Genomic DNA, 20,971 nt, shown 5'->3' on the forward strand with positions numbered 1-20,971 from the left:
GCATGTCGGGCGAGGAGCAGATGATGAACACGGCGTCCGTCAACGATGGATGGATAGACAACGATGGACTGCGGCTGCACTACGTGAGCTGGGGGCGCGACGATGCGCCGACCGTGGTGATGCTGCACGGCCTGCGCAGTTACGCGCATACCTGGGCGCCCGTCGCCGCTGCGCTGGCCGACCGCTACCGGGTCGTCGCGCTTGATCAGCGCGGGCGCGGGCTGAGCGATTGGGATCCGCGGCGCGACTACTACGCGGCGGCCTACGTGCGCGATCTCGACGCATTGGTGCGCGCGCTCGGCCTGCGACGATTCGTGCTGGTCGGGCACTCGATGGGCGGCGCCAATGCATTCGTCTACGCGGCGGCGCAGCCGGAACGGCACGCCGAAAGGCACGCCGAACGGCACGCCGAACGGCTCGCGGGCCTCGTGATCGAGGACATGGGCCCCGGCGCGTCGGCCGGCTCGCCGGGTTCCGAGCGCATCAAGCGCGAGCTGCAGGAAACGCCGGACGCGTTCGCGTCGTGGGACGACGCACGCGCGTTCTGGCGGCGCCAGCGGCCGAACATCGCGGAATCCGCGCTCGATTCGCGCATCGCACATTCGCTGAAAGAAGGCGAGCCGGGCCGGATCGTCTGGCGGCACGACGCGCAAGGAATTGCGGCCGCACGGCTGGCGGCGACGCCGGAGCAGCTCGTCCATCTGTGGCCGTTGATCCTCAACCTGCACGTGCCCACGTTGCTGGTGCGCGGCGGCGACTCGGATTTCCTGTCCGCGGACGTGGCGGCCGAAATGGCGGCCGCCAATGCGGAAATCGAGCGGATCGACATTCCCGGCGCGACGCATTACGTGCACGACGATCAACCCGATGCGTTCAATCGCGCGTTGCGGTCGTGGCTCGATCGTCTCGAGGATCCTGCATGGCGCAGCGGAGGCGTGGGCGAATGAAAGCGAACAACCGGAACCGGACGTCGGTCGCGATCGTCGGCGCGGGGCCGAACGGCGTCGCGATGGCGAATCTGCTGGGCCTTTACGGCGTCGCGACGGTGCTTATCGAGAAGGCGGCGGACGTCGTCGATTTTCCGCGCGCGGTCGGCATCGACGACGAAGCATTGCGGATGTTCCAGACCGCGAGGCTCGCCGACGAATTGAGCCGCGACATCATCCAGAACGTGCCGTTGCGCATGTTCAAGGCGAACGGCGAATGCTTTGCCGACATCCGCCCGTCGATACGCGAATTCGGCTGGTGGCGGCGCAACATCTTCATGCAGCAACTGGCCGAACACACGCTGCGCGCGGGGCTGGCGCGCTATCCGCACGTAGCGCTGCGGACCGGCGAGGAAGTGGTCGGCGTCGAACAGGACGACCGATGCGTCACGTTGCAGGTGCGCGCCGCCGACGGCAGGCAGTATGCGCTCGACGCCGACTACGTGGTGGCGGCCGACGGCGGACGCAGCCCGATGCGCGACTGGCTCGGCATCAAGCTGGCCGGCACGACGCATCCGATCAAATGGGTCGTGGTCGACGTGAAGAATGCCGGGCTCGACCAGCCGTGCACGGCGCTGAACTGCGACCCGCGCCGCCCGAACGTGTGCATCTATCTGCCGTTCAATTTCCGGCGCTGGGAGTTTCTCGTATTCCCGCACGAGGACGCAGAGGCGATCGCGCGGCCGGAATCGATCCGTGCGCTGATCGCGCCGTACGTCGACGACGTCGATCGTATCGAGATCGTGCGCGCGCGGACCTATACGCACCATTCTCGCGTGGCCGAGCGTTTCGTGGCGGGCCGCGTGGCGCTCGTCGGCGATGCTGCCCACCTGAGCCCGCCGTGGATCGGCCAGGGCCTGAACGCCGGCCTGCGCGACGTCGGCAATCTCGCGTGGAAACTCGCAGGCGTCGTGAACGGCACGCTCGATCCCGGCGTGATCCCTACCTACGAATCGGAACGCCGCGACCACGCGAAGGCGATGATCGATCTCGCGGACACGTTCGGTGCGATGCTGATGCCGACCAACCGGGTCGTCGCGTTTCTGCGCGACCGGTTCCTCGGGCTCGCGCGGTATGCGCCGGGCCTGAAGGACTACGTGCTGCAGATGCGTTTCAAGCCGATGCCGAGCTATACGCGCGGCGTCGTGCTGCCGGGCGCGCCGGGCGACGCGGCGGGCAGGATGATCGCGCAGCCCGACGTCGAAACGGCCGACGGCGTGCGCCGCAAGCTCGACGACGTGCTCGGCCCATGGTTTTCGATCGTCGGCTGGCAATGCGATCCGCAGGCGTGCCTGAGTGACGACGATCGCGCGTACTGGACGGCGCTGGGCGCGACCTTCGTTCAGGTCAACCGCTCGCGCAGCGGGACGGGCCGCGCGCGGCGCGTGACGAGCGCCCACGGCAGCGTGTGCGTCGAGGACGTCGACAACGCGCTGGCGGCATGGTTCGACCGGCATCGCGGCCCGCTCGTGGTCGTGCGCCCCGACCGCTACGTGGCCGCGCAGACGGACGCCGCCGGCATCGCAGGCGTGACCGCGGCGTTCCAGGCGTTTGCGCCGCGACAACGGGAGACCGCGGATGTTTGTTGAGCAACGCACGTACACGCTGGTGCCGGGCGGCGTCGCCGAGTATCTGCGGCTCTATGCGGAGTGCGGCCGCGCGCCGCAGGAGCACGCGCTCGGCACGATGGTCGGCTGTTTCGCGACGGAAGTCGGACCGCTGAATCAGCTCGTCTATCTGTGGGCGTTCGATTCGCTGGACGATCGGGCGCGGCGTCGTGCCGTGCTGATGGCCGATCCCGACTTCAGGACGTTTCGCGGCAAGGTCCGGCATCTGCTCGTCCGGCAGGAAAACCAGATTCTCCGACAGGAAATCGGCGGTCTGCTGCGTGCACCGCCATCGGCCGCGTGATGCGCGTTCGTTGCATGTCCGGCCTATCGTACAGTCTCTACCGAGGTATCCGTCTTGATCCCGTTTACGCCGCTGACTTCCCGCATGACGCCTGATGCGCAACGCGATTACGCGTCGCTCCATCTGTATATCGACGGCCGGTTCCTTCAGGCCGATGGCCGGCGCACGCAGCCCGTTCTCGATCCGGGAACCGGCAGCGTGCTCGGCGACTTGCCGCATGCGACGCCGGACGATATCGACGCCGCGGTGCGCGCCGCGCATCGTGCGTTCGCGACGTGGCGCCGCGAGTCGCCGCTCGCGCGCTCGGACATCCTGCGCCGCGCAGCTGCGCTGGTGCGCGAGCGGGCACCGGCGATCGGCCGCCACATCACGATGGACCAGGGCAAGCCGCTTCGCGAGGCGATTGCCGAGGTCGTGTCGTCGGCCGAGCAGCTCGAATGGCATGCGGAGGAGGGGCGTCGCACCTATGGCCGCGTCGTGCCGTCGCGCTCGTCGGACGTCGCGCAGACGGTGCTGCGCGAACCGATCGGCGTGTGCGCGGCGTTCTCGCCGTGGAATTTTCCGTTCAGCCAGGCGATGCACAAGATCGCGGCCGCGCTTGCGTCGGGCTGCACGCTGGTGCTGAAAGGGCCGGAGGAATCGCCGAGCGCGATCGTCGCGCTCGCGCGGATCTTTCACGACGCCGGCTTGCCCGCGGGCTGCCTGAACATCGTCTGGGGCGTGCCGGCCGACGTGTCGAGGCAGCTGATCGAGTCGCCGCTCGTGCGCAAGATCTCGTTCACGGGTTCGGTGCCGGTCGGCAAGCAACTGGCGGCGCTCGCCGCGTCGCACATGAAGCGCATGACCATGGAGCTGGGCGGGCATGCGCCGGTGCTGGTCTGTGCGGACGCCGATATCGACCGCGCCGCGACGATGCTGGCCGCGTACAAGTTTCGCAATGCCGGGCAGGTTTGCGTGTCGCCGACGCGGTTCTTCGTGCAGCGTGCGGTGTTCGACCGGTTCGTCGGCGCGTATCTGGAAGCGGTCGGCAAGATTCGCGTCGGCTACGGGCTGGAAGAGGCGACCACGATGGGGCCGCTTGCGCATGCGCGACGCGTATCCGAGATCGACGCGTTCGTTGCCGACGCAAAGACGAAAGGGGCGAAGATCGCATGCGGCGGGACGCGCGTGGCCGGACCAGGGCACTACTTCGCGCCGACGGTCGTACTGGGACCGGCGCGCGACACGCGGCTGATGAACGAAGAGCCGTTCGGCCCGATCGTCGGGATCGTGCCGTTCGACGCGCTCGACGATGCGCTCGACGAAGCGAACCGCTTGCCGTTCGGCCTTGCGTCGTACGCGTTCACGACGTCGGCGCGCGATGCGCACCGGATCGGCCGCGCGCTCGAAGCCGGCATGGTCAACATCAATCACTTCGGGATGGGGCCGGCGGAGATTCCGTTCGGCGGCGTGAAGGACAGCGGTTTCGGCAGCGAGGGCGGAATGGAGACGTTCGACGGTTATCTGGTCACCAAATTCATCACGCAGATGAACTGACCGGATGTCGGTCGACCGTCGCGCGCGACGACGGTCGCATGCTCAGGTCGCGTCGCCGATCTGTGCGGTGGCGTCGATCAGCAGCTTGCCGAGCACGTGCTCGTCGAACAGCGCGAAGTGTTCGGCGCGAAAGACCAGCGACAGGCTGCTGTTGACCTCGCCGCTGCTGGCCGTGCGAATCGGCGCGGCGATGCCGACGAACCCTTCATCGAGTTCGCCGCGCGAGATCCAGTAGCCCGCGTCGACGATCTGCTGGCACGCGCGCCAGAACTGCGTCCAGTCGCTCGCGAACTCGCCGAGCTCGGCGTTGTGGCGTTCGTGCAGGCGCTTCAGCCGCGCGCGCGACATCGCGGCGACGATCACTTTCGACGACGCGCCCTGGAACAGCGGCATGATGCGGCCGCGGCCGAAACCGAGTTGCAGGTTCTCGGCGCCGGTTTCGTGCATCACGTTGATGATCTGTTCGTCGAACAGCGTCGACACGAGCGCATCGCCGCCGGTGACCTGAACCAGCTTCTGGATCACGGGCTTCGCGGCGGTGAGCGTCGGGTCCGACTGCCGCATGTTGTAGTCGAGATGGATGATGCGCGGGCCCAGCGTATAGCGGCCGTTGGTGCCGACGAGCAGGCCGACGGATGCCAGTTCCTTCACGTAGCGATAGCACGTGGTGCGCGAAAAGCCCATGTGTTCGGCGATTTCCTCGGCGGTCATCGACGTCGCCGACGAAGAGAAGACGTCGAGGATGGACAGCATTTTGGTGAGGCTCGACATGACGTAATCCGGGATCAGACGGCTTGCGGCTAGGGAACGTGAAGGCCGAGTGCGGTTTCGGGTTGCCGCGCTGCGGCACGAAATGCAGCGCGGCGGGCGACAGGCCGTAGTCTAACTTAAGTCGTGCGGGCGGCACCGGGAACCGCGTCGATGCTTGTATGGTATGCGTGCCGGCGCATCGACGTGACTCGCTTCGCCATCGATTGATATGGATTCCTATTTTAGACAATGAAATCGCACTGGATCGATGTTGCTGCCGCGCCGGCCGGTTTACGCGTGCATCGTCCGGGAAAATTCGATGAGGAGAAGCAGATGAAACGGTGGTTCCGGATGGTGGCATGGTGCGGCTGCGGTGCCGTCGCACCGGCGTTCGCGCAATCGAGCGTGACGCTCTACGGTTCGCTGGACACGGGCGTGACCTATACGAACGACGTGGCGTCCGCCCCGCGCGGCGGACGTCAGATCGCGTTGCAGGCCGGCGTGTCGCGCAACGACGTGTGGGGCGTGACGGGCAGGGAGGATCTCGGCGGCGCCGACTATGCGGTCTTCCGGCTCGAAAGCCAGTTCCAGACGTCCGACGGTGCGCTGACCGTACCCGGCTCCGCATTCAGTTCGCAAGCGTACGTCGGGCTCGGCGGCGACTGGGGGACCGTGACGCTCGGGCGCCAGTTCGATTTCGTCGGCGATCTCATGCCGGCTTTTGCAACCGGTGCGAACACGCCGGCCGGCCTGCTCGCGTGGGGCTTGCCCGCGAACGCGTCGGCGGGCGGCGCGCTCGACAACCGCGTATGGGGCGTCCAGGTGAACAATGCGGTGAAGTACGTGAGCCCGACATTCGGCGGATTGTCGTTCGGCGGCCTATGGGGATTCGGCAACGTGCCCGGCACGGTCGCGCGCAGCAGCGTGCAAAGCGCGATGCTGTCGTACACGCAAGGTGCGTTCGGCGCCGCGCTCGCTTATTTCGGCCAGCATGACGTCACTGCCGGTGGTAATCTGCGCAATGTCTCGGGCGGCGCAGGCTACAACGTCGGGCCGTTTCGTGTCTTCGGCATGGTGTCGGACGTGCGGATCAGCGCTGCCGCGCCGCTGCGGGCCACCACCTATGACGCCGGGCTGACCTATGCGGTCACGCCGGCGTTGCAACTGGGCGGCGGCTTCCAGTACCAGCAGCGCGGCGGCGACATCGGCTCGGCCAACCAGATCACGTTGAGCGCCGACTATTCGCTGTCGAAGCGGTCCGGCCTTTACGCGGTATTCGCACGCGGGCACGACAGTGCGTATGGCGCGCAGGTCGAGGCGGCGCTCGGCGGGGCGGCGTCCGGTTCGACGCAGACCGCGGTTCGGCTCGGCCTGCGGCATCAGTTCTGACGATGCGCGAGAAACACGGGCTGCCGCGTCCGTCGCGCGAGAGCCCGTGTTTCCTCACCCGGTTCAGAACCGATGCATCATCCCGACGCGCAACGCCAGCTGGTTGCGGCCCGACGACTGTCCGGCCGTGCCCAGCACGTGCGCGTAGTCGAAGTCGGTGCCGGTATGGCCGGTTGCATGCTGGTACGCGCCCTGGATGTAAGTCGAGGTCCGCTTGCTCAGATCGTAGTCGAGCATCATCGACATCTGATGCCAGCTCGGCGACGCATCGCCTGCCGTCGTCGCGACATGCGCATGCGTGTAGGCATAGGCGGCGCCGAGCCAGAGATCCGGCCGGAAGAAATACTGGCCGTTGACCTCGAAGTTGTCGAACTTCCACGCGTGCTGCGAGCCTGCGGCCGGCTGGTTCGCGAAGTACAGATTCGACTCGGGGTTGGTCACGTCGACGTGCGAATACGCGGCGGACAGCGTCAGCGTGTCGCTGAACTTGTACGACATGCCGGCATCGATGTTCTGCTGCGCGCGGCCGCTGAAGACCGTATCGTCGCTCGACAACGCACCGCCCGCGGTCGCGCCGCCGTTGTTGGCCTTCAGGTACGCGACGGCGGCGGAGAACGCGCCGGCCTGGTACTGCACGGCGGCGCTATAGACGCGATTGCGGGCGAAGCCGCCCGCCTGATTCGCGAGCCCGTAGAGTACTTCGCCCTTGAAGCCGGCGTAGGAGGGCGACACGTACTTGACGCTGTTCTGGATGCGGTAGTCCCAGTCGGCGTTGTCGTTGTCGTACGGGTGCGCGCCGAAGTCGCCGAGCCAGTTGCCGGTGGCCGTGAACGGGCTCCACATGTCGAGCGTGGGGTCGTACTGGCGGCCGAACGTGAGCGTGCCGAACCGGTCGGAATCGAGCCCGACGTAGGCTTGCCGGCCGAACATCCGCGACGTCACGCCGAGCGCGCCGGTGCTCGCGTTGAAGCCGTTCTCGAGCTGGAACAGCGCTCTGAGCCCGCCGCCGAGATCCTCGGTGCCTTTCAGCCCCCAGTTGCTGCCGACGGTATCGCCGCTGACCATCTGGTAAGCGTTGCTGCCGCCGGCGTTGCTCGTGAAGTTGACGCCTTCGTCGATCAGGCCGTACAGCGTCACGGTGCTTTGCGCATGGGCCGTCAGGCCGAATCCCATCGCGCTCGCGGCCGATACGGCCGCCATCATCTTCTTCATCGTCGATCTCCAGGTGTGGACGGCCCACGCGGCGCGGTGCGGTTTCCGACGGCATACGTCAGCACCGGACGCGTGTAGCGGGTCCGCTTGTCGTTAGTAAAACGAAATATTAAATTTGAAGAAAAGAGACCCGCCGCGATCGGGCGGACCGAATGCGGAACCTCGCCGGGCGCGCGGTTCCGCGTGGCGGCGGCGTTACAGCATCCGCCGCAGCACGTCGTTTTCCGGGTTGCGGTCGAAGAACCGGTGTTTCAGCGCGCCAAGCACATGCAGTACGATGAGCGCGAGCAACGTATAGGCGAGCGTTTTGTGCAGCCATTGAAACGCCTCGAACCAATGGTCGTTCTTCGGCAGCAGCTCGGGTACGCGGAAAAAGAAGAACGGTACGCCGTCGCTCTGCGTATACGTGCTGGACATCGAATAGCCCATCAGCGGCACGATGATCGCGAGCGCATACAGCAGGTAATGGCCGATCTTCGCGAGCGTGCGATCGAGCGTCGGCAGCGTGGAAGGCAGCGGCGGCAACGGCTTCATCGAGCGAATCGCCAGTTGCGTGACGACCACCAGCAGCGTGAGCACGCCGAACTCCTTGTGCGTCGGGTAATACCAGTCGAACTTGGCCGGCAGGTTGTCGTCGAGCCGGACCATCGTCCAGCCGGTCCACAGCTGCGCGCCGATCAGGATCGCCCTGACCCAGTGCAGCAGCCGAAGCGCGAGCGGGTATTTCTCCGCGGGGAATGCGATGGCCTGGTTTTCCATTTGATTTGTCTTCCTTTTAAACGAAACGGGGCACGCGGGATGCCGATCGTCGACTTCGGCGCCCCGCGGCGATCTTCGTCGAACCGAGGCCGGATGGCGATGCGCACGAGCCTTCGACGAAAGGCCCGTGCGCCGGGCCGGTTCGCGCGCTCAGGCGATCGCGCGCGAATCCGCGCAGCACTCCTGCAACGCCTCGCGCAGCGTCACGGCCATGAAGTCGGCTTCGCCTGGCTGCAGCGTCAGCGGCGGCGACATCACCACCTTGTTCGCGATCGCCCGCACCAGCACGCCGCGCCGGCGCGCGGCATCGGCCACGCGGGCGGCGAACCCCTTGCCCGGATCGAGCGGCGTGCGGCTGGCCTTGTCGGTCACCAGGTCGAGCGCCAGCATCAGTCCCTTGCCGCGGACGTCGCCGACGGTCTCGAAGTCGGCCTTCAGCGGCAGCAATTGCTCGAGCAGGCGCTGGCCGACCCGTGCCGCATTGCCCGGCAGATCCTCGGCCTCGACGATGTCGAGCACCGCGAGCGACGCGGCGCACGCGAGCGGATGCCCGCTGTACGTATAGCCGTGCATGACCACGTGCGAGAAGCCCGCGCCATGTTCGATCGCGTCGGCGATGCGCCCGTTGTACAGCGTCGCGCCGAGCGGCACGTAGCCGGCGGAAATGCCCTTGGCGACGCACAGGATGTCGGCGGCGACGCCCCAGCCGCGGCTGCCGAGCAGGCTGCCGGTGCGGCCGAAGCCGGTGACCACCTCGTCCGCGATCAGCAGGATGCCGTTACGGTCGCACACGGCCCGCACGCGCGCCCAGTAATCGGCCGGCGGGACGATCAGGCCGCCGGCGCCCTGCACCGGTTCGGCGACGAACGCGGCGATGGTCTGCGGGCCGTGGAACGCGATCGTTTCCTCGAGCTGCCGGATGCAGTGCTCGACGAGTTGTTGCGGATCGTCGCAATTCCACGGATTGCGATAGAGCCAGGGCGTGTCGAGCAGCACGCAGCCGGGCAGCAGCGGGCCATGATTGTAATGGTAGACGCCGTTGCCGCCGATCGACGTGCCGCCCATGTGCACGCCGTGATAGCCGTTGCGCAGCGACAGGAATTTCGTGCGCGACGGCTCGCCCGCGGCGACCCAGTACTGGCGCGCCATCTTGAGCGCGGTCTCGATCGCGTCGGAGCCGCCGCTGCCGAACATCACCCGCTGCATGTCTTCCTGCGCGAACATCGCGCACAGGCGGTCGGCCAGATCGTAGACGCGCGGATGGGCGACGCCGTCGAAGGTCTGGTAGTACGACAGCGCGTCCATCTGCCGCGCGATCGCGCTTTTCACTTCCGGCCGGTTGTGGCCGACGTTGACGTTCCACAGTCCGCCGACGCCGTCGAGCATGCGGTGGCCGTCGACGTCGTACACGTAGTTGCCGTCGCCGCGCTCGATGATCACGGTGGGAGTCGTATGCCCGGCGGCCGCCGAGCTCATCGGGTGCCAGAATCGTTTTTGACGCTTTTGATAGTCCATGGTGTCTCTCGTCTCTCTTGCGAAGTACTTGAACAGGGTTGGGGCGCGGTGTGCGCCGTCGGGTCACAGGGCTGCGGTGACGATCTTTTCCTCGAGATACGAATCGAGCGCGGCCTTCGACAGGTCGCGCCCGATCCCGCTTTGCTTGGTGCCGCCCCACGGCAGGCGCGCGTCGATCGGGCTCCACGCATTGATCGCGACCGCGCCGACGTCGAGCCGCTCGGCGACGCGGTGCGCGGTGCCGACGTCCTGCGTCCACACCGAAGCGGAGAGACCGAACGGCGTGTCGTTGGCGATGCGGACGGCGTCGTCCTCGGTCTCGAACGGCATCACCATGCCGACCGGGCCGAACACCTCGTCGCGGGCGATCCGCATGCCCGGATGAACGCCGCCCAGAATCGTCGGGCGCATGAAGCAGCCGCGCGGCGGCACCTGTTCGTCGCCGGCGAGCATCACCGCGCCTTCGGCGAGCGCGCCGTCGACGAGCGCGCGTACCCGCGCGAGGTGGCGCGGGTTGATCAGCGCACCCATCTGTACGCCGGGCTCCGACGGCGGACCGACGCGCATCGCGCGAGCTGCGTCGGCAAGCCGTTCTTCGAGCGCCTGCGCGATCGAGCGATGTGCGAGCACGCGCGAGCCGGCCGCGCACGTCTGCCCCTGGTTCGCGAACATGCCGGCCATCAGCGACGGAATCGCCCGGTCGAGATCGACATCCGCAAACACGATCTGCGCGGCCTTGCCGCCGAGTTCGAGCGTGACGCGCTTGAAGGTCTTCGCTGCCACGCCCGCGATCGTGCGGCCGACTTCGGTGCTGCCGGTGAAACTGATCTTGTTCACGAGCGGGTGCGCGACCAGCGCGGCGCCGACTTCCGCGCCGACGCCGTGGACGATGTTGACGACCCCGGCGGGCAGGCCGGCTTCGCAGACGAGTTCGCCGAGCCGGGCGACGGCCAGCGGCGTGTCCTCCGACGGCTTGATGACCACCGGACAGCCGGCCGCGAGCGCCGGCGCGAGCTTCCACACCGCGATCATCAACGGCGCGTTCCACGGGATGATCTGACCGGCGACGCCCACCGGCGCGCGCCGCGTGTAGCTGAGCGTCGGGCGGCCCATGAAGCCGTCGGTCGGAATCGTGCGGCCCTCGAGCTTGTCGGCCCAGCCGGCGAAATAGCGCAGCGTGTCGATGCACATCGGCAGGTCCATCATCCGCATCTCGGCAAGCGGGCGCCCTTGTTCGACGGCCAGGCATTCCGCCAGTGCGTCACGGTCGCGCTCGACCAGGTCCGCGAGCCGAAGCAGCCAGCGCGCGCGGGCCGAGCCGCCCGCGCGGGCCCACGCGTCGCCGTGCAGCGCGGCGTGCGCGGCACGCACCGCGCGATCGACGTCTTCGGCGGTCGATGCGGGCACGGCGGCCACGTAGTCGCCGGTCGCCGGCGCCAGCTTTTCGAAGGTACGGCCGGCCGCTGCGTCGCAATGCCTGCCGTCGATCAGATTCTGAATTTTCATCATGGTGTTCCGTGTTTCCCAGGGGCGAATCGTCGGGCCGAACGGGTGAGGGCGATGACAACGGCCACCGTCAGGCTTCGACGTCGCATTCACTGTATGTCGATGAAAACGCGCGCCTTGTCCGCTATCGGCAATCGTTGCGGCGCGATCGGGATAGGGAATACCCGTGCCGGCGCGACGCATCGCGCGTCACGTTGGCAGCGGGGAATGCTCGGGGAGTGAACAACGAGACGACGGTGCGGCGCGGCACCGTCCGGTCGGCGGCTACTGGGCGGCGCGCCCGAGTTCGCGATACAGGTCCGGGTCGCTGCGCTTCAACCGCAGCGCGGCGCGGATGCCGAGCGCACCGACGGCGACGAGGAAATACGGAAACATCGCGACGAAGGTCGAATCCGATCCGCTCAGCACGGACAGGTTGCGCACGACGAGCACGAGGCACGCGCCGAGCGCGATCACGCTGACGAGCGGCGCGATCAGGCGGTGCACGACGCCGGCGTCGCGGTGATCGCGCGCGAAGAACGCGATCACCGACGCCGCCACCAGGATCTGCACCGCGATGATGCCGATCGTGGCCAGCGCGCTCATCCACGAGAACACGACCGCGAACGGATCGAGGCGGAACGCGGCCGACCCGGCGATGGCCGCGAGCGCGATCAGCGTCTGCACCTTGCCGGCGACGTCCGGGCAACGATGCACCGGGCACGTATGGCCGAGCTTGCGCCACAGCACGCGTTCGCGGCCCATCGCGTAGAAATAGCGCGTGATCGTGTTGTGGAACGACAGGATGGCCGCGAACAGGCTCGTGACGAGCAGCACGTTCATCGCGTCCGTCGCGATGCTGCCGAGCAGCCGGCCGCTGACGGCAAACCACAGATTGGCCGGATCGCGCGCGGCCTGCGCGGCGATCGCGCGCTCGCCCCACGCCTCGACGATCGCCCACGACGACAGCGCGTAGAACGCCATGATGAGGATCACGGCGAGGTAGGTGGCGCGCGGAATCGTGCGCTTCGGGTCGCGCGCCTCCTCGGAGAAGATCGCGGTCGCCTCGAAGCCCATGTACGAGCCGAGCACGAACACGAGCGCGGTGCCGAGCCCGGGCGCGAACACCATCGCGGGGCTGAACGGTTTCGCGCTGAAGCCGCCGGCACTCGCGCCGTGCACGACGATCGCGAGATCGAGCAGCATCACGATCGCGATTTCGCCGATCATCAGCATGCCGAGCAGCCGGCCGCTGAACTCGATGCGCCGCGCGCCGCAGAAGTGGACCGCGACGACGCACGCGAGCGCGAACGCCCACCACGGCACGTCGACGCCGTAGTGCCGCTGGATGCTGTCGTTCAGAAAGAAGCCGAACATGCAGTAGATCGCGATCTGCACCGCGTTGTACGCGACGATCGCGACGAACGCGCCGCCCACGCCGGCGGGGCGTCCGAGCCCGTTCGCGATGTACGCGTAGAACGCGCCCGCATTGGAGATGTGCCGGCTCATCGCCGCATAGCCGATGCTGAAGATCAGGTACATGACGCCGGCCAGCACGAATACGCCGGGCACGCCGGGGCCGTTGCCGAGCGAGAATGCCGCGGGCGTCGCGCCGACCATCGCGGTGAGCGGCGCGGCCGCGGCGACGACGAAGAAGACGATGTGGGAGAGTCCGACGGCGTTCTTGCTGAGCCCCGCTTCGGACCGGGGTGACGATTCGTTCATGATGGGTCCCGCTGGCCGGCTCGTCCGTCAGGAGTCGACACCGGCATGCCTGATCGATATCCCCGTGCCGCGCGCCGATCCTGACGTGCCGGCAATCGATGCCGACCTCCGCCGACGACACAGGTATGCGCTTGGACGGCCGCTCGATGCGGTGCAGCGCATCGAGCAGGGCCGACGACAAAATTTACGGTGCCGAAAAAACGGGCGTTGTCCGTAATCGGCAATCCGCATGGGCGGGGGCGGCAGGGGATTACCCGGATGCGACGCCGCCATGCGTCTGTTGCGGGCTCAGCTCAGGCGCGGCGTGTGCGACGGCAGTTCGTGGAAATGCTGCTGGTAGTACGCGGAGAAGCGTCCGAAGTGGCAAAAGCCGAATTGCGCCGCCGCGTCGCCGATCCGCATCGTGTCGGGCGTCGTCATCAGGAAGCGGCGCACGGCGTTCAGCCGGATCGAGCGGAGATAGGCGGTCGGCGTGGTGCCGACCACGTTCTGAAAGCTGTATTGCAGCGTGCGGCGGCTGATCCGCAGGTGATGACAGAGATCGATGACCGTCGGTACGTCGTCGGATTCCAGCGCGATTTCCTGGCTGCGCCGCACGATGTAGCTTTGCGTCGAGGCCGACGGCAGCGCACCGGCATCCGGGTCGTCGGGCTGCACGAGGTCGAGCAGGATGCCGACCAGACTGTGCGCGAGCACGCGTTCGTCGAACGCATCGCGCGCGGTGAGCGAACCGCTGTCGAGCGCCTGGCCGAGCACGCGTTCGAGGCCGTCCAGCGCGTTGCGGTAGCGCGCGGGCGAGATCGGCAGCACCGGCTGCTTCAGGAAACGTGCGGGCAGGTTCGCGAGTTCGTCCACCTCGCTATCGGCCGCGAGCGTGCGGTCGATCGTGAACGCGAGCACCTCGGTGTCGCACGGCAGGTGGGCGACGAATTCCTCGCCGCCGCGCAGCGTCAGCAGGCTCGGCCGCTCGACGGTGCGCCCCTGGACCACGGGCGCGACCGCACTGGCGATCGGCAGCGCGAAGCAGAGCCGGTCGCGCGGCGCGAGGCCGTGCTGCATCACGCGCTGGTTGATGCGTTCGCGAAAGACGTGAAAACGCTGGCCGGCGACCTGGCGCAGCGTGGTCGTCGCGGTGCCCGGACTGATCTGGTCGTAGTGCTGCGACCAGTTCACGATCGCCTGGGAATGGAGGAACACATCCGAGAAGCACAGTGTTTCAGCGCGCAGGTTCATGGCGTGGCGAATGCATCCCGTTTCAAATTCGATGCCGGCCGAAGCCGGCTCATGCTGCCGGCGCGGGCAGCGCGATCGCGCCATGCGCGCGCCGCCCGGATGGCTTTCCGAACGCGCGGTGCGACGCGGTCAGTCCCGCCGACGATCATATCCAGAAAAAAACACCGCGTGACGCGATCGAAAAGTCCGGTGGCGTTTGTCGAGCGAGCGGCCCGCGGAAGGCGGCGGCGCATAGCCAAACCGAAAGAAATTCGGGGGTGCCGGACGATATCGACTGACGAATGTCATTGGCAACTCTATTTTTCAAAATCTCATTATAGGGGATTAAATTTATTTTTGCGGTGGGGTTTGAACATGGCGTCATGCGCTGCCGAGTAACGGGGGCTTCATGGTCAACACGATCGCGCACCATCGGTATTTTCTTACAAAACTGTCGAATGCCGATTCACGTCATGGCCCAGGGCACGCACGACGCCTCCTCTCGTGTTAACTACCGATAAATCCCGAAATACGGGATTTGTATAATTACCCCGCAACGCCTCGCCTGTTCGTGACGCCTGTCCACATACCGGGAGCGGTCCATGTCCGAGTCACCCCCTGCCTTGTTGTATCGCCGGATCGCGCTGCGCGTGATTCCGTTTCTGTTCGTCTGCTACGTCGTCAACTTCATCGATCGCGTCAACATCGGGTTCGCCAAGCTGCAGTTTCTGCAGGATCTCGGCTTGAGCGAAGCCGTATTCGGCTCCGCGACGGCCATCTTCTTCATCAGTTACGCCGCGTTCGAGGTGCCGAGCAACCTGCTGCTGGCGCGCATCGGCGCGAGCCGCACGCTGATGCGGATCATGGTGCTGTGGGGCCTGTGCACGGTCGCGCAGATGTTCGTGACCGGCAGCGTGTCGCTGTACGTGGTGCGGTTTCTGCTCGGCGCCGCCGAGGCCGGCTTCTTTCCGGGCCTGATCCTGTACCTGTCGTACTGGTTTCCGGACAGGGTGCGCGCCCGCGTCAACAGCGTGCTGCTGCTCGCCGTTCCGGTCGCGGGGATGATCGGCGGACCGCTGTCCGGCTGGATCATGGCGCACCTGCAGGACACGATGGGGTTGCGCGGATGGCAGTGGCTGTTCCTGATCGAGGGATTGCCGGCCATTGCGCTCGGGCTGGTTGCGCCGCTGATGCTGAGCGACCGGCCGGAACGGGCGGCATGGCTGTCGCCTGCGGACCGGCAGGCGCTGTTGCGCGATCTGGACGCGGAGCGGGCGTCGGCCGTGGTCGGCCATGACCGAACGGGCGTGCTCGACATCGTTCGCCACGCGCGCGTGCTGGGGCTGGCGGCGATCTATTTCTGCGTCTACGTCGGGATGGGGACGGTGACGTTCTGGTCGCCCACGGTGCTGAAGGCGGCCGGGGTCGCGAGCGTTACCGGAATCGGTTGGTTGTCCGGATTGATTTCCATGTTCACGATGATCGGCAACGTGGCGATCGCATGGAGTTCCGACCGATACGGCGAGCGCCGCTGGCATACGGTGGCTTGCATGCTCGTCACCGCGTGCAGTCTGCTGCTCCTGCGCTTCTCGGTCGGCCATGTAGGAGTCACCGTCGCGTTGCTGGCGATCGCGCAGCTGTGCGCGTTCACCGTGCCGATCGTGTTCTGGACGATTCCGGCTGCCCAGCTGACCGGCCGCGCGGCGGCAGCCGGCATCGCGGTGATCAGCATGCTGGGTTCGCTCGGCGGCGCGTTCAGTTCGTGGCTGGTCGGCATCCTGTTCGCACGTACCGGCGCGCCGTATGCCGGGTTCGCGGTGGTCGCGGGGCTGCTGGTGGTCGGCGCGGTGCTGGTGACGAGCCTGGTGCCGCGCACGCTGCCGTCGCGCCGCACGACGAGCGAACGGGCCGCGTGGCAGGGCGTCGAATAGCGCGTTGCCGCGCCCTCGCCGACGCGCGCCGGCGCCCGCTCAATCCGGATCGGCTTTCAGCCCACCCTCGATCCACCGCGCTTCCGACGCGCGAAGGTGCGCGCGAATGGCCGTCTGGGCCGCGATCGGATCGCCGGCCTGCAACGCGACGAGCACGTCCTCGTGCTCGCGCACGGCGGCCGTCCACGTCTGCGGATTCTCCGCATGGCCGCGCATCGCGGTCGCGATCGGGTCGTGGCGGCTGTCGAACAGCTCGCCGACGAAGCGGGTGAGCACCGAATTGCCGGCGGCTTCCGCGATCAGCATGTGGAACTGCCGGTCGGCTTCGACCGGGGATTTGCCGGCCTCCGCGAGCCGCTTCATGCGCTGCACCGTGCGGCGCAGGCGCTCGAGCATCGCGGCCGTCATCCGCGCGGCGGCCAGCGCGGCGACGCTGCCCTCGACGGCCGCGCGCGCCTGCATCAATTCCGACGGACTGTCGCCGAGCGTGGCCATCGGGCCGACCGCGTCGGCCGCCGTGTCGCGCACATACACGCCGGAGCCCATCCGGATCTCGATCTGCCCGCCGATTTCCAGCGCGATCAGCGCTTCGCGCAGCGACGGGCGCGATACGCCGAGCGTCAGCGCCAGCTCCCGCTCCGGCGGCAGCCGCTCGCCGATCGCGAATTCGCCCTGGCGAATCAACGCGACGATCTGGGCCGCGACCGATTGGTAAAGCCGCTTGGGTTCTGTCGATTTCATACGAGTGATAGGGATCAATGCGCTTTCGGCGCAAGCGCGTGTCGCGGAGTCTATCACGCCTGCCGCTTTGCCCCGTGTGGCAGCGGGATCATCCGGATGTCGGGGTTTTCACTATTGGTAAGATCGGATGTAGATAGTTAAATTGGCTTGACCAAAGTTGGTTTGATTGCTGTAATTCATCCAAATTGGACTGACCAGATAGTGCCGCGGTCGATCCACCCCAAGGAGACGCAATGGCAATGCCTCGCAATCTGCCCGGTCAGGCCGCGCACGACGAAGCCGACCGGGAGATCCTGCGCCTGGACGGGATTCGCAAGCGCTTCCCGGGCGTCCTCGCGCTCGACGGGATTCGCCTCGACCTGCGCCGCGGCGAGGTGCATGCGGTGTGCGGCGAGAACGGCGCGGGCAAATCCACGCTGATGAAGATCATCAGCGGCCAGTACCTGCCCGACGACGGCGTCGTTCACTATCGCGGCGCGCCGGTGCGATTTCGTTCGGCTTCCGAAGCGCAGGCGGCCGGCATCTCGATCATTCACCAGGAACTCAATCTCGTCCCGCACCTGAGCGTGGCGGAGAACCTGTTCCTCGCACGCGAGCCGCGGCGCGGGCCGTTCGTCGATACGAAACGGATGAACGCGGATGCGACGCGCTGCATCGCGCGCATCGGGCTGAACGTGGCCCCGACGACGAAGGTCGGCGTGCTGTCCATCGCGCAGCAGCAGATGGTCGAGATCGCGAAGGCGCTGTCGCACGATGCGCGCGTGCTGATCATGGACGAGCCCACGTCGTCGCTGACGGAAGCGGAGACGGTGCAGCTGTTTCGGATCATCGAGGAACTGCGCGCCGACGGCGTGGCGATTCTGTATATCTCGCACCGGCTCGACGAAATGGCGCAGATCGTCGATCGCGTGACGGTGCTGCGCGACGGGCGTCACATCTCGACGGACGATTTCGCCGACGTGAGCATCGACGACATCGTCGCGCGCATGGTCGGACGTACGCTCGACGACGCGTATCCGTCGCGGCAATCGGTGCCGACGGACGACGTGCTGCTCGACGTGCGCGACCTGCGCCGCGACGGCGTGTTCGGGCCGGTGTCGTTCGCGCTGCGCCGCGGCGAGATCCTCGGTTTCGCGGGATTGATGGGCGCCGGGCGCACCGAGATCGCCCGCGCGATCTTCGGCGCGGATCGCATTGACGGCGGCACGATCGCGCTGCACGGCCGGCCCGTGACGATCCGCTCGCCGCGCGAGGCGATCCGGCACGGCATCGCGTATCTGTCGGAGGACCGCAAGAAGGAGGGGCTCGCGCTGCCGATGCCCGTCGCGGCGAACCTCACGCTCGCGAACGTGCGCGGCATCACGTCACGCTTCGGATTCCTGCGCTTCGACGACGAGCTCGACGTCGCGCGCCGCTACGTGCAGGACCTCGCGATTCGCACGCCGTCGGTGCACCAGCGCGTGCGCAACCTGTCCGGCGGCAACCAGCAGAAGGTCGTCATCGGCAAATGGCTGTACCGCGGCTCGAAGATCCTGTTCTTCGACGAGCCGACGCGCGGCATCGACGTCGGCGCGAAATTCGCGATCTACGGGTTGATGGACCGGCTCGCCGCTGACGGCGTCGGCGTGGTGCTGATCAGTTCGGAATTGCCCGAACTGCTTGGCATGACCGACCGGATCGCCGTGTTTCACGAAGGTCGATTGACCGCGTTGCTCGACACTCAACACACCAGTCAGGAGGAGATCATGCACTACGCGTCGGGGCGTTCCCATGCTTGAAATGACATCCGATCGAAGCCAGGCCGACGAACGGGCGGCGCGACAGCGGCGGCGCGACCTGATCCAGAAGTTCGCGGCGCTGGGCAGTCTCGTCGTGCTCGTGTTCGCGTTCTCGATATCGAGCGCGGCGTTCTTCTCGGTCGACAACCTGATGACGGTCGGCCTGCAGGTCACGTCGATCGCCTATCTGGGCGTGGCCGCCACCTGCGTGATCATCACCGGCGGCATCGACCTGTCGGTCGGCTCGGTGCTCGCGCTGGCCGGCGTGTGCGCGGCGCTGCTGGTCAAGGCCGGCGTGCCGGTGCCCGCCGCGATGGCGGCCGGCATCCTGGTCGGCGCGCTGTGCGGGCTCGTCAACGGCATCTGCGTGACGCAGATGGGCCTGCCGCCGTTCATCGCGACGCTCGGCATGATGCTCGTCGCGCGCGGCATCGCGCTGCAGATCACCGGCGCGCGGCCGGTCTCGGATCTCGGCGACGCGTTCGGCGCGCTCGGCAACGGCGCGCTGCTGCGGATCTCGCACATCGGCGCGGACGGGTTCCCCGACACGACCTTTCCCGGCATCCCGTATCCGGTCGTGATCATGGTCGTGCTGTTCGTCGTGGTGTCCGTGCTGCTGTCGAGAACGTCGCTCGGCCGGCATATCTACGCGGTCGGGTCGAACGCGGAAGCCGCGCGGCTGTCGGGCGTGAACGTGCAGGGCGTGAAGCTGTTCACCTACGTGCTGTCCGGCGCACTCGCGGGCGTGACCGGCTGCGTGCTGATGTCGCGGCTCGTCACCGGGCAGCCGAACGAAGGCGTGATGTACGAGCTCGACGCGATCGCCAGTTCGGTCATCGGCGGCACGTCGCTGATGGGCGGCGTCGGCACGATTTCCGGCACGGCGATCGGCGCGTTCGTGATCGGCGTGCTGCGCAACGGCCTGAACATGAACGGCGTGTCGAGCTTCATCCAGCAGATCATCATCGGCGTCGTGATCCTCGGCACGGTGTGGACCGACCAGTTGCGCAATCGCCGGCCCTGACCGGCAGCAAGCAGTCCATACCAACGAGAAGCGGAGCGAGACATGAACAAATCCATCCTGCTGGCGGCATCGGCGTGCGTATTCGCGGTATGCAGCAGCGGCGCGCATGCGGCGGGCGGCGAGATCGCGGTGATCGTCAAGACGGTCAATTCGAACTACTGGCAGAACGTGCAGAAGGGCGCGAAGGCGGCGCTCGACGGCGCCAAGGGCTACACGATGACGTTCCAGGGCCCGGCGGCCGAGTCCGATATCAGCGGGCAGGTCAACATGGTCGACAACGCGGTCACGCGTCACGTGGCGGGCATCGTGCTCGCGCCGTCCGATCCCGATGCGCTCGTGCCCGCGATCAAGAAGGCGTGGGAAGCGCACATTCCCGTCGTGCTGATCGATTCGGCGATCGCGGACGCCGGCAAGCCGTACTACCAGGCGTTCCTGTCGACCGACAACGAAAAGGCGGGCGCGCTGTGCGCGAAGGCGCTGATCGACCGCATCGGGCAGTCCGGCAAGATCGCGATCATGTCGTACGTGCCGGGCGCGGGGTCCGAGGTCAGCCGCGTCGGCGGGTTCCGCAAGTACCTCGAGAGCCATTCGAAGCTGCAGGTCGTAGGCCCCTACTACTCGCAATCGCAAATGGCGACCGCGCTGAACCAGACGACCGACGTGCTGTCGGCGAACCCGGACCTGAAGGGCATCTTCGGCGCGAACGAGCCGACCGCGGTCGGCATGGGCCGGGCGCTGAAGCAGTCCGGCAAGGCGGGCAAGGTGGTGGCGATCGGCTTCGACGGCAACGAGGACTTGCAGGGCTTCGTGCGCGACGGCACTGTGCAGGCGATCGCCGTGCAGGGCTCGTGGCAGATGGGGAACCAGGGCGTGCGTACCGCGCTCGACGTGATCGAGCGCAAGCCCGCGCCGAAGCTGATCGATACCGGCGTCGTGATGGTCGACAAGCAGAATCTCGATTCGCAAGCCGCGAAGAACGTCCTGTACTGATCCCTTTACCCCGCATCCAGTCACGCC

17 protein-coding genes are annotated in these 20,971 nt (G+C 67.1%); 9 read left to right on the top strand and 8 right to left on the bottom strand.

The window, feature by feature from the left end; translation table 11 throughout:
• Nucleotides 1-23 precede the first annotated feature (23 nt).
• The 4 genes from HWX76_RS13850 to HWX76_RS13865 all read left to right on the top strand — a co-directional run bounded on the left by HWX76_RS13850 (nucleotide 24) and on the right by HWX76_RS13865 (nucleotide 4,433).
• Nucleotides 24-947, top strand: coding sequence for an alpha/beta hydrolase (locus HWX76_RS13850; RefSeq protein ID WP_176015942.1), 924 nt, complete (start codon nucleotides 24-26; stop codon nucleotides 945-947).
• Nucleotides 944-2,575, top strand: coding sequence for a bifunctional 3-(3-hydroxy-phenyl)propionate/3-hydroxycinnamic acid hydroxylase (locus HWX76_RS13855; RefSeq protein WP_176015943.1), 1,632 nt, complete (start codon nucleotides 944-946; stop codon nucleotides 2,573-2,575). The genes HWX76_RS13850 and HWX76_RS13855 overlap by 4 nt, the downstream gene beginning before the upstream one ends.
• A complete protein-coding gene (locus tag HWX76_RS13860) occupies nucleotides 2,565-2,897 on the top strand; it encodes an NIPSNAP family protein (protein ID WP_050016779.1) in 333 nt (110 codons plus the stop codon). The genes HWX76_RS13855 and HWX76_RS13860 overlap by 11 nt, the downstream gene beginning before the upstream one ends.
• Nucleotides 2,898-2,981: 84 nt before the next feature.
• Nucleotides 2,982-4,433, top strand: a complete 1,452-nt coding sequence (locus HWX76_RS13865; protein ID WP_176015944.1) for an NAD-dependent succinate-semialdehyde dehydrogenase — start codon at nucleotides 2,982-2,984, stop codon at nucleotides 4,431-4,433.
• 42 nt (nucleotides 4,434-4,475) lie between these two features.
• On the opposite strand, the gene HWX76_RS13870 is transcribed toward HWX76_RS13865, so the two are convergent.
• A complete protein-coding gene (locus HWX76_RS13870; RefSeq protein WP_039356037.1) occupies nucleotides 4,476-5,204 on the bottom strand; it encodes an IclR family transcriptional regulator in 729 nt (242 codons plus the stop codon).
• Nucleotides 5,205-5,516: 312 nt separating this feature from the next.
• Between HWX76_RS13870 and HWX76_RS13875 the strand changes: the two genes are divergently transcribed.
• Nucleotides 5,517-6,572 (top strand): porin, encoded by a 1,056-nt coding sequence (locus HWX76_RS13875; protein WP_089490490.1) that lies wholly within the window; start codon nucleotides 5,517-5,519, stop codon nucleotides 6,570-6,572.
• Nucleotides 6,573-6,635: 63 nt separating this feature from the next.
• Here the strand turns inward: HWX76_RS13875 and HWX76_RS13880 are convergent, their stop codons facing one another.
• The 6 genes from HWX76_RS13880 to HWX76_RS13905 all read right to left on the bottom strand — a co-directional run bounded on the left by HWX76_RS13880 (nucleotide 6,636) and on the right by HWX76_RS13905 (nucleotide 14,501).
• Nucleotides 6,636-7,784, bottom strand: a complete 1,149-nt coding sequence (locus tag HWX76_RS13880) for a porin (protein ID WP_089490433.1) — start codon at nucleotides 7,782-7,784, stop codon at nucleotides 6,636-6,638.
• Between the two features lie 195 nt (nucleotides 7,785-7,979).
• Nucleotides 7,980-8,543: a cytochrome b/b6 domain-containing protein gene (locus HWX76_RS13885; RefSeq protein ID WP_124555370.1), complete on the bottom strand. Its 564-nt coding sequence runs from the start codon at nucleotides 8,541-8,543 to the stop codon at nucleotides 7,980-7,982.
• A gap of 150 nt (nucleotides 8,544-8,693) precedes the next feature.
• Nucleotides 8,694-10,058, bottom strand: a complete 1,365-nt coding sequence (locus tag HWX76_RS13890) for an aspartate aminotransferase family protein (RefSeq protein ID WP_050016787.1) — start codon at nucleotides 10,056-10,058, stop codon at nucleotides 8,694-8,696.
• Between the two features lie 63 nt (nucleotides 10,059-10,121).
• Nucleotides 10,122-11,567 carry an aldehyde dehydrogenase family protein gene (locus HWX76_RS13895; RefSeq protein ID WP_176015945.1) on the bottom strand — a complete coding sequence of 482 codons (1,446 nt, stop codon included), beginning with the start codon at nucleotides 11,565-11,567 and terminating at the stop codon, nucleotides 10,122-10,124.
• A gap of 261 nt (nucleotides 11,568-11,828) precedes the next feature.
• Entirely contained in the window at nucleotides 11,829-13,268 is a 1,440-nt protein-coding gene (locus HWX76_RS13900; protein WP_050016791.1) for an APC family permease, read from the bottom strand.
• Between the two features lie 288 nt (nucleotides 13,269-13,556).
• Nucleotides 13,557-14,501, bottom strand: a complete 945-nt coding sequence (locus HWX76_RS13905; RefSeq protein WP_089490430.1) for a helix-turn-helix domain-containing protein — start codon at nucleotides 14,499-14,501, stop codon at nucleotides 13,557-13,559.
• 581 nt (nucleotides 14,502-15,082) lie between these two features.
• Between HWX76_RS13905 and HWX76_RS13910 the strand changes: the two genes are divergently transcribed.
• Complete coding sequence (locus tag HWX76_RS13910; protein WP_176015946.1) at nucleotides 15,083-16,411, top strand: MFS transporter; 1,329 nt, start codon at nucleotides 15,083-15,085, stop codon at nucleotides 16,409-16,411.
• Nucleotides 16,412-16,450: 39 nt separating this feature from the next.
• Here HWX76_RS13910 and HWX76_RS13915 read toward each other — a convergent pair whose 3' ends face one another.
• Nucleotides 16,451-17,152, bottom strand: coding sequence for a FadR/GntR family transcriptional regulator (locus HWX76_RS13915; RefSeq protein ID WP_050016796.1), 702 nt, complete (start codon nucleotides 17,150-17,152; stop codon nucleotides 16,451-16,453).
• A gap of 233 nt (nucleotides 17,153-17,385) precedes the next feature.
• On the opposite strand from HWX76_RS13915, the gene HWX76_RS13920 reads away from it, so the two are divergent.
• From HWX76_RS13920 to HWX76_RS13930, 3 genes are read left to right on the top strand one after another with little or no spacing between them, the layout of a single operon-like run.
• Nucleotides 17,386-18,930, top strand: coding sequence for a sugar ABC transporter ATP-binding protein (locus HWX76_RS13920; protein WP_124630168.1), 1,545 nt, complete (start codon nucleotides 17,386-17,388; stop codon nucleotides 18,928-18,930).
• Nucleotides 18,923-19,954 (top strand): ABC transporter permease, encoded by a 1,032-nt coding sequence (locus HWX76_RS13925; protein ID WP_176015947.1) that lies wholly within the window; start codon nucleotides 18,923-18,925, stop codon nucleotides 19,952-19,954. Before HWX76_RS13920 ends, HWX76_RS13925 begins: the two co-directional genes overlap by 8 nt.
• A 42-nt stretch (nucleotides 19,955-19,996) precedes the next feature.
• Nucleotides 19,997-20,944, top strand: coding sequence for an ABC transporter substrate-binding protein (locus HWX76_RS13930; RefSeq protein WP_089490428.1), 948 nt, complete (start codon nucleotides 19,997-19,999; stop codon nucleotides 20,942-20,944).
• Nucleotides 20,945-20,971 lie beyond the last annotated feature (27 nt).

It is taken from the genome of Burkholderia sp. BCC0398 (assembly GCF_902833245.1).
In the GTDB taxonomy this organism is placed as follows: Bacteria; Pseudomonadota; Gammaproteobacteria; order Burkholderiales; family Burkholderiaceae; genus Burkholderia; species Burkholderia sola.

Excerpts from the sequence above, each read along its gene's own strand:
- HWX76_RS13900 (WP_050016791.1), bottom strand. The coding sequence starts at position 13,268 with ATGAACGAATCGTCACCCCGGTCCGAAGCGGGGCTCAGCAAGAACGCC.
- HWX76_RS13875 (WP_089490490.1), top strand. The coding sequence starts at position 5,517 with ATGAAACGGTGGTTCCGGATGGTGGCATGGTGCGGCTGCGGTGCCGTC.
- HWX76_RS13860 (WP_050016779.1), top strand. The coding sequence starts at position 2,565 with ATGTTTGTTGAGCAACGCACGTACACGCTGGTGCCGGGCGGCGTCGCC.
- HWX76_RS13870 (WP_039356037.1), bottom strand. The coding sequence starts at position 5,204 with ATGTCGAGCCTCACCAAAATGCTGTCCATCCTCGACGTCTTCTCTTCG.
- HWX76_RS13930 (WP_089490428.1), top strand. The coding sequence starts at position 19,997 with ATGAACAAATCCATCCTGCTGGCGGCATCGGCGTGCGTATTCGCGGTA.
- HWX76_RS13910 (WP_176015946.1), top strand. The coding sequence starts at position 15,083 with ATGTCCGAGTCACCCCCTGCCTTGTTGTATCGCCGGATCGCGCTGCGC.
- HWX76_RS13905 (WP_089490430.1), bottom strand. The coding sequence starts at position 14,501 with ATGAACCTGCGCGCTGAAACACTGTGCTTCTCGGATGTGTTCCTCCAT.
- HWX76_RS13855 (WP_176015943.1), top strand. The coding sequence starts at position 944 with ATGAAAGCGAACAACCGGAACCGGACGTCGGTCGCGATCGTCGGCGCG.
- HWX76_RS13880 (WP_089490433.1), bottom strand. The coding sequence starts at position 7,784 with ATGAAGAAGATGATGGCGGCCGTATCGGCCGCGAGCGCGATGGGATTC.
- HWX76_RS13895 (WP_176015945.1), bottom strand. The coding sequence starts at position 11,567 with ATGATGAAAATTCAGAATCTGATCGACGGCAGGCATTGCGACGCAGCG.
- HWX76_RS13885 (WP_124555370.1), bottom strand. The coding sequence starts at position 8,543 with ATGGAAAACCAGGCCATCGCATTCCCCGCGGAGAAATACCCGCTCGCG.
- HWX76_RS13920 (WP_124630168.1), top strand. The coding sequence starts at position 17,386 with ATGGCAATGCCTCGCAATCTGCCCGGTCAGGCCGCGCACGACGAAGCC.
- HWX76_RS13865 (WP_176015944.1), top strand. The coding sequence starts at position 2,982 with ATGACGCCTGATGCGCAACGCGATTACGCGTCGCTCCATCTGTATATC.
- HWX76_RS13915 (WP_050016796.1), bottom strand. The coding sequence starts at position 17,152 with ATGAAATCGACAGAACCCAAGCGGCTTTACCAATCGGTCGCGGCCCAG.
- HWX76_RS13850 (WP_176015942.1), top strand. The coding sequence starts at position 24 with ATGAACACGGCGTCCGTCAACGATGGATGGATAGACAACGATGGACTG.
- HWX76_RS13925 (WP_176015947.1), top strand. The coding sequence starts at position 18,923 with ATGCTTGAAATGACATCCGATCGAAGCCAGGCCGACGAACGGGCGGCG.
- HWX76_RS13890 (WP_050016787.1), bottom strand. The coding sequence starts at position 10,058 with ATGGACTATCAAAAGCGTCAAAAACGATTCTGGCACCCGATGAGCTCG.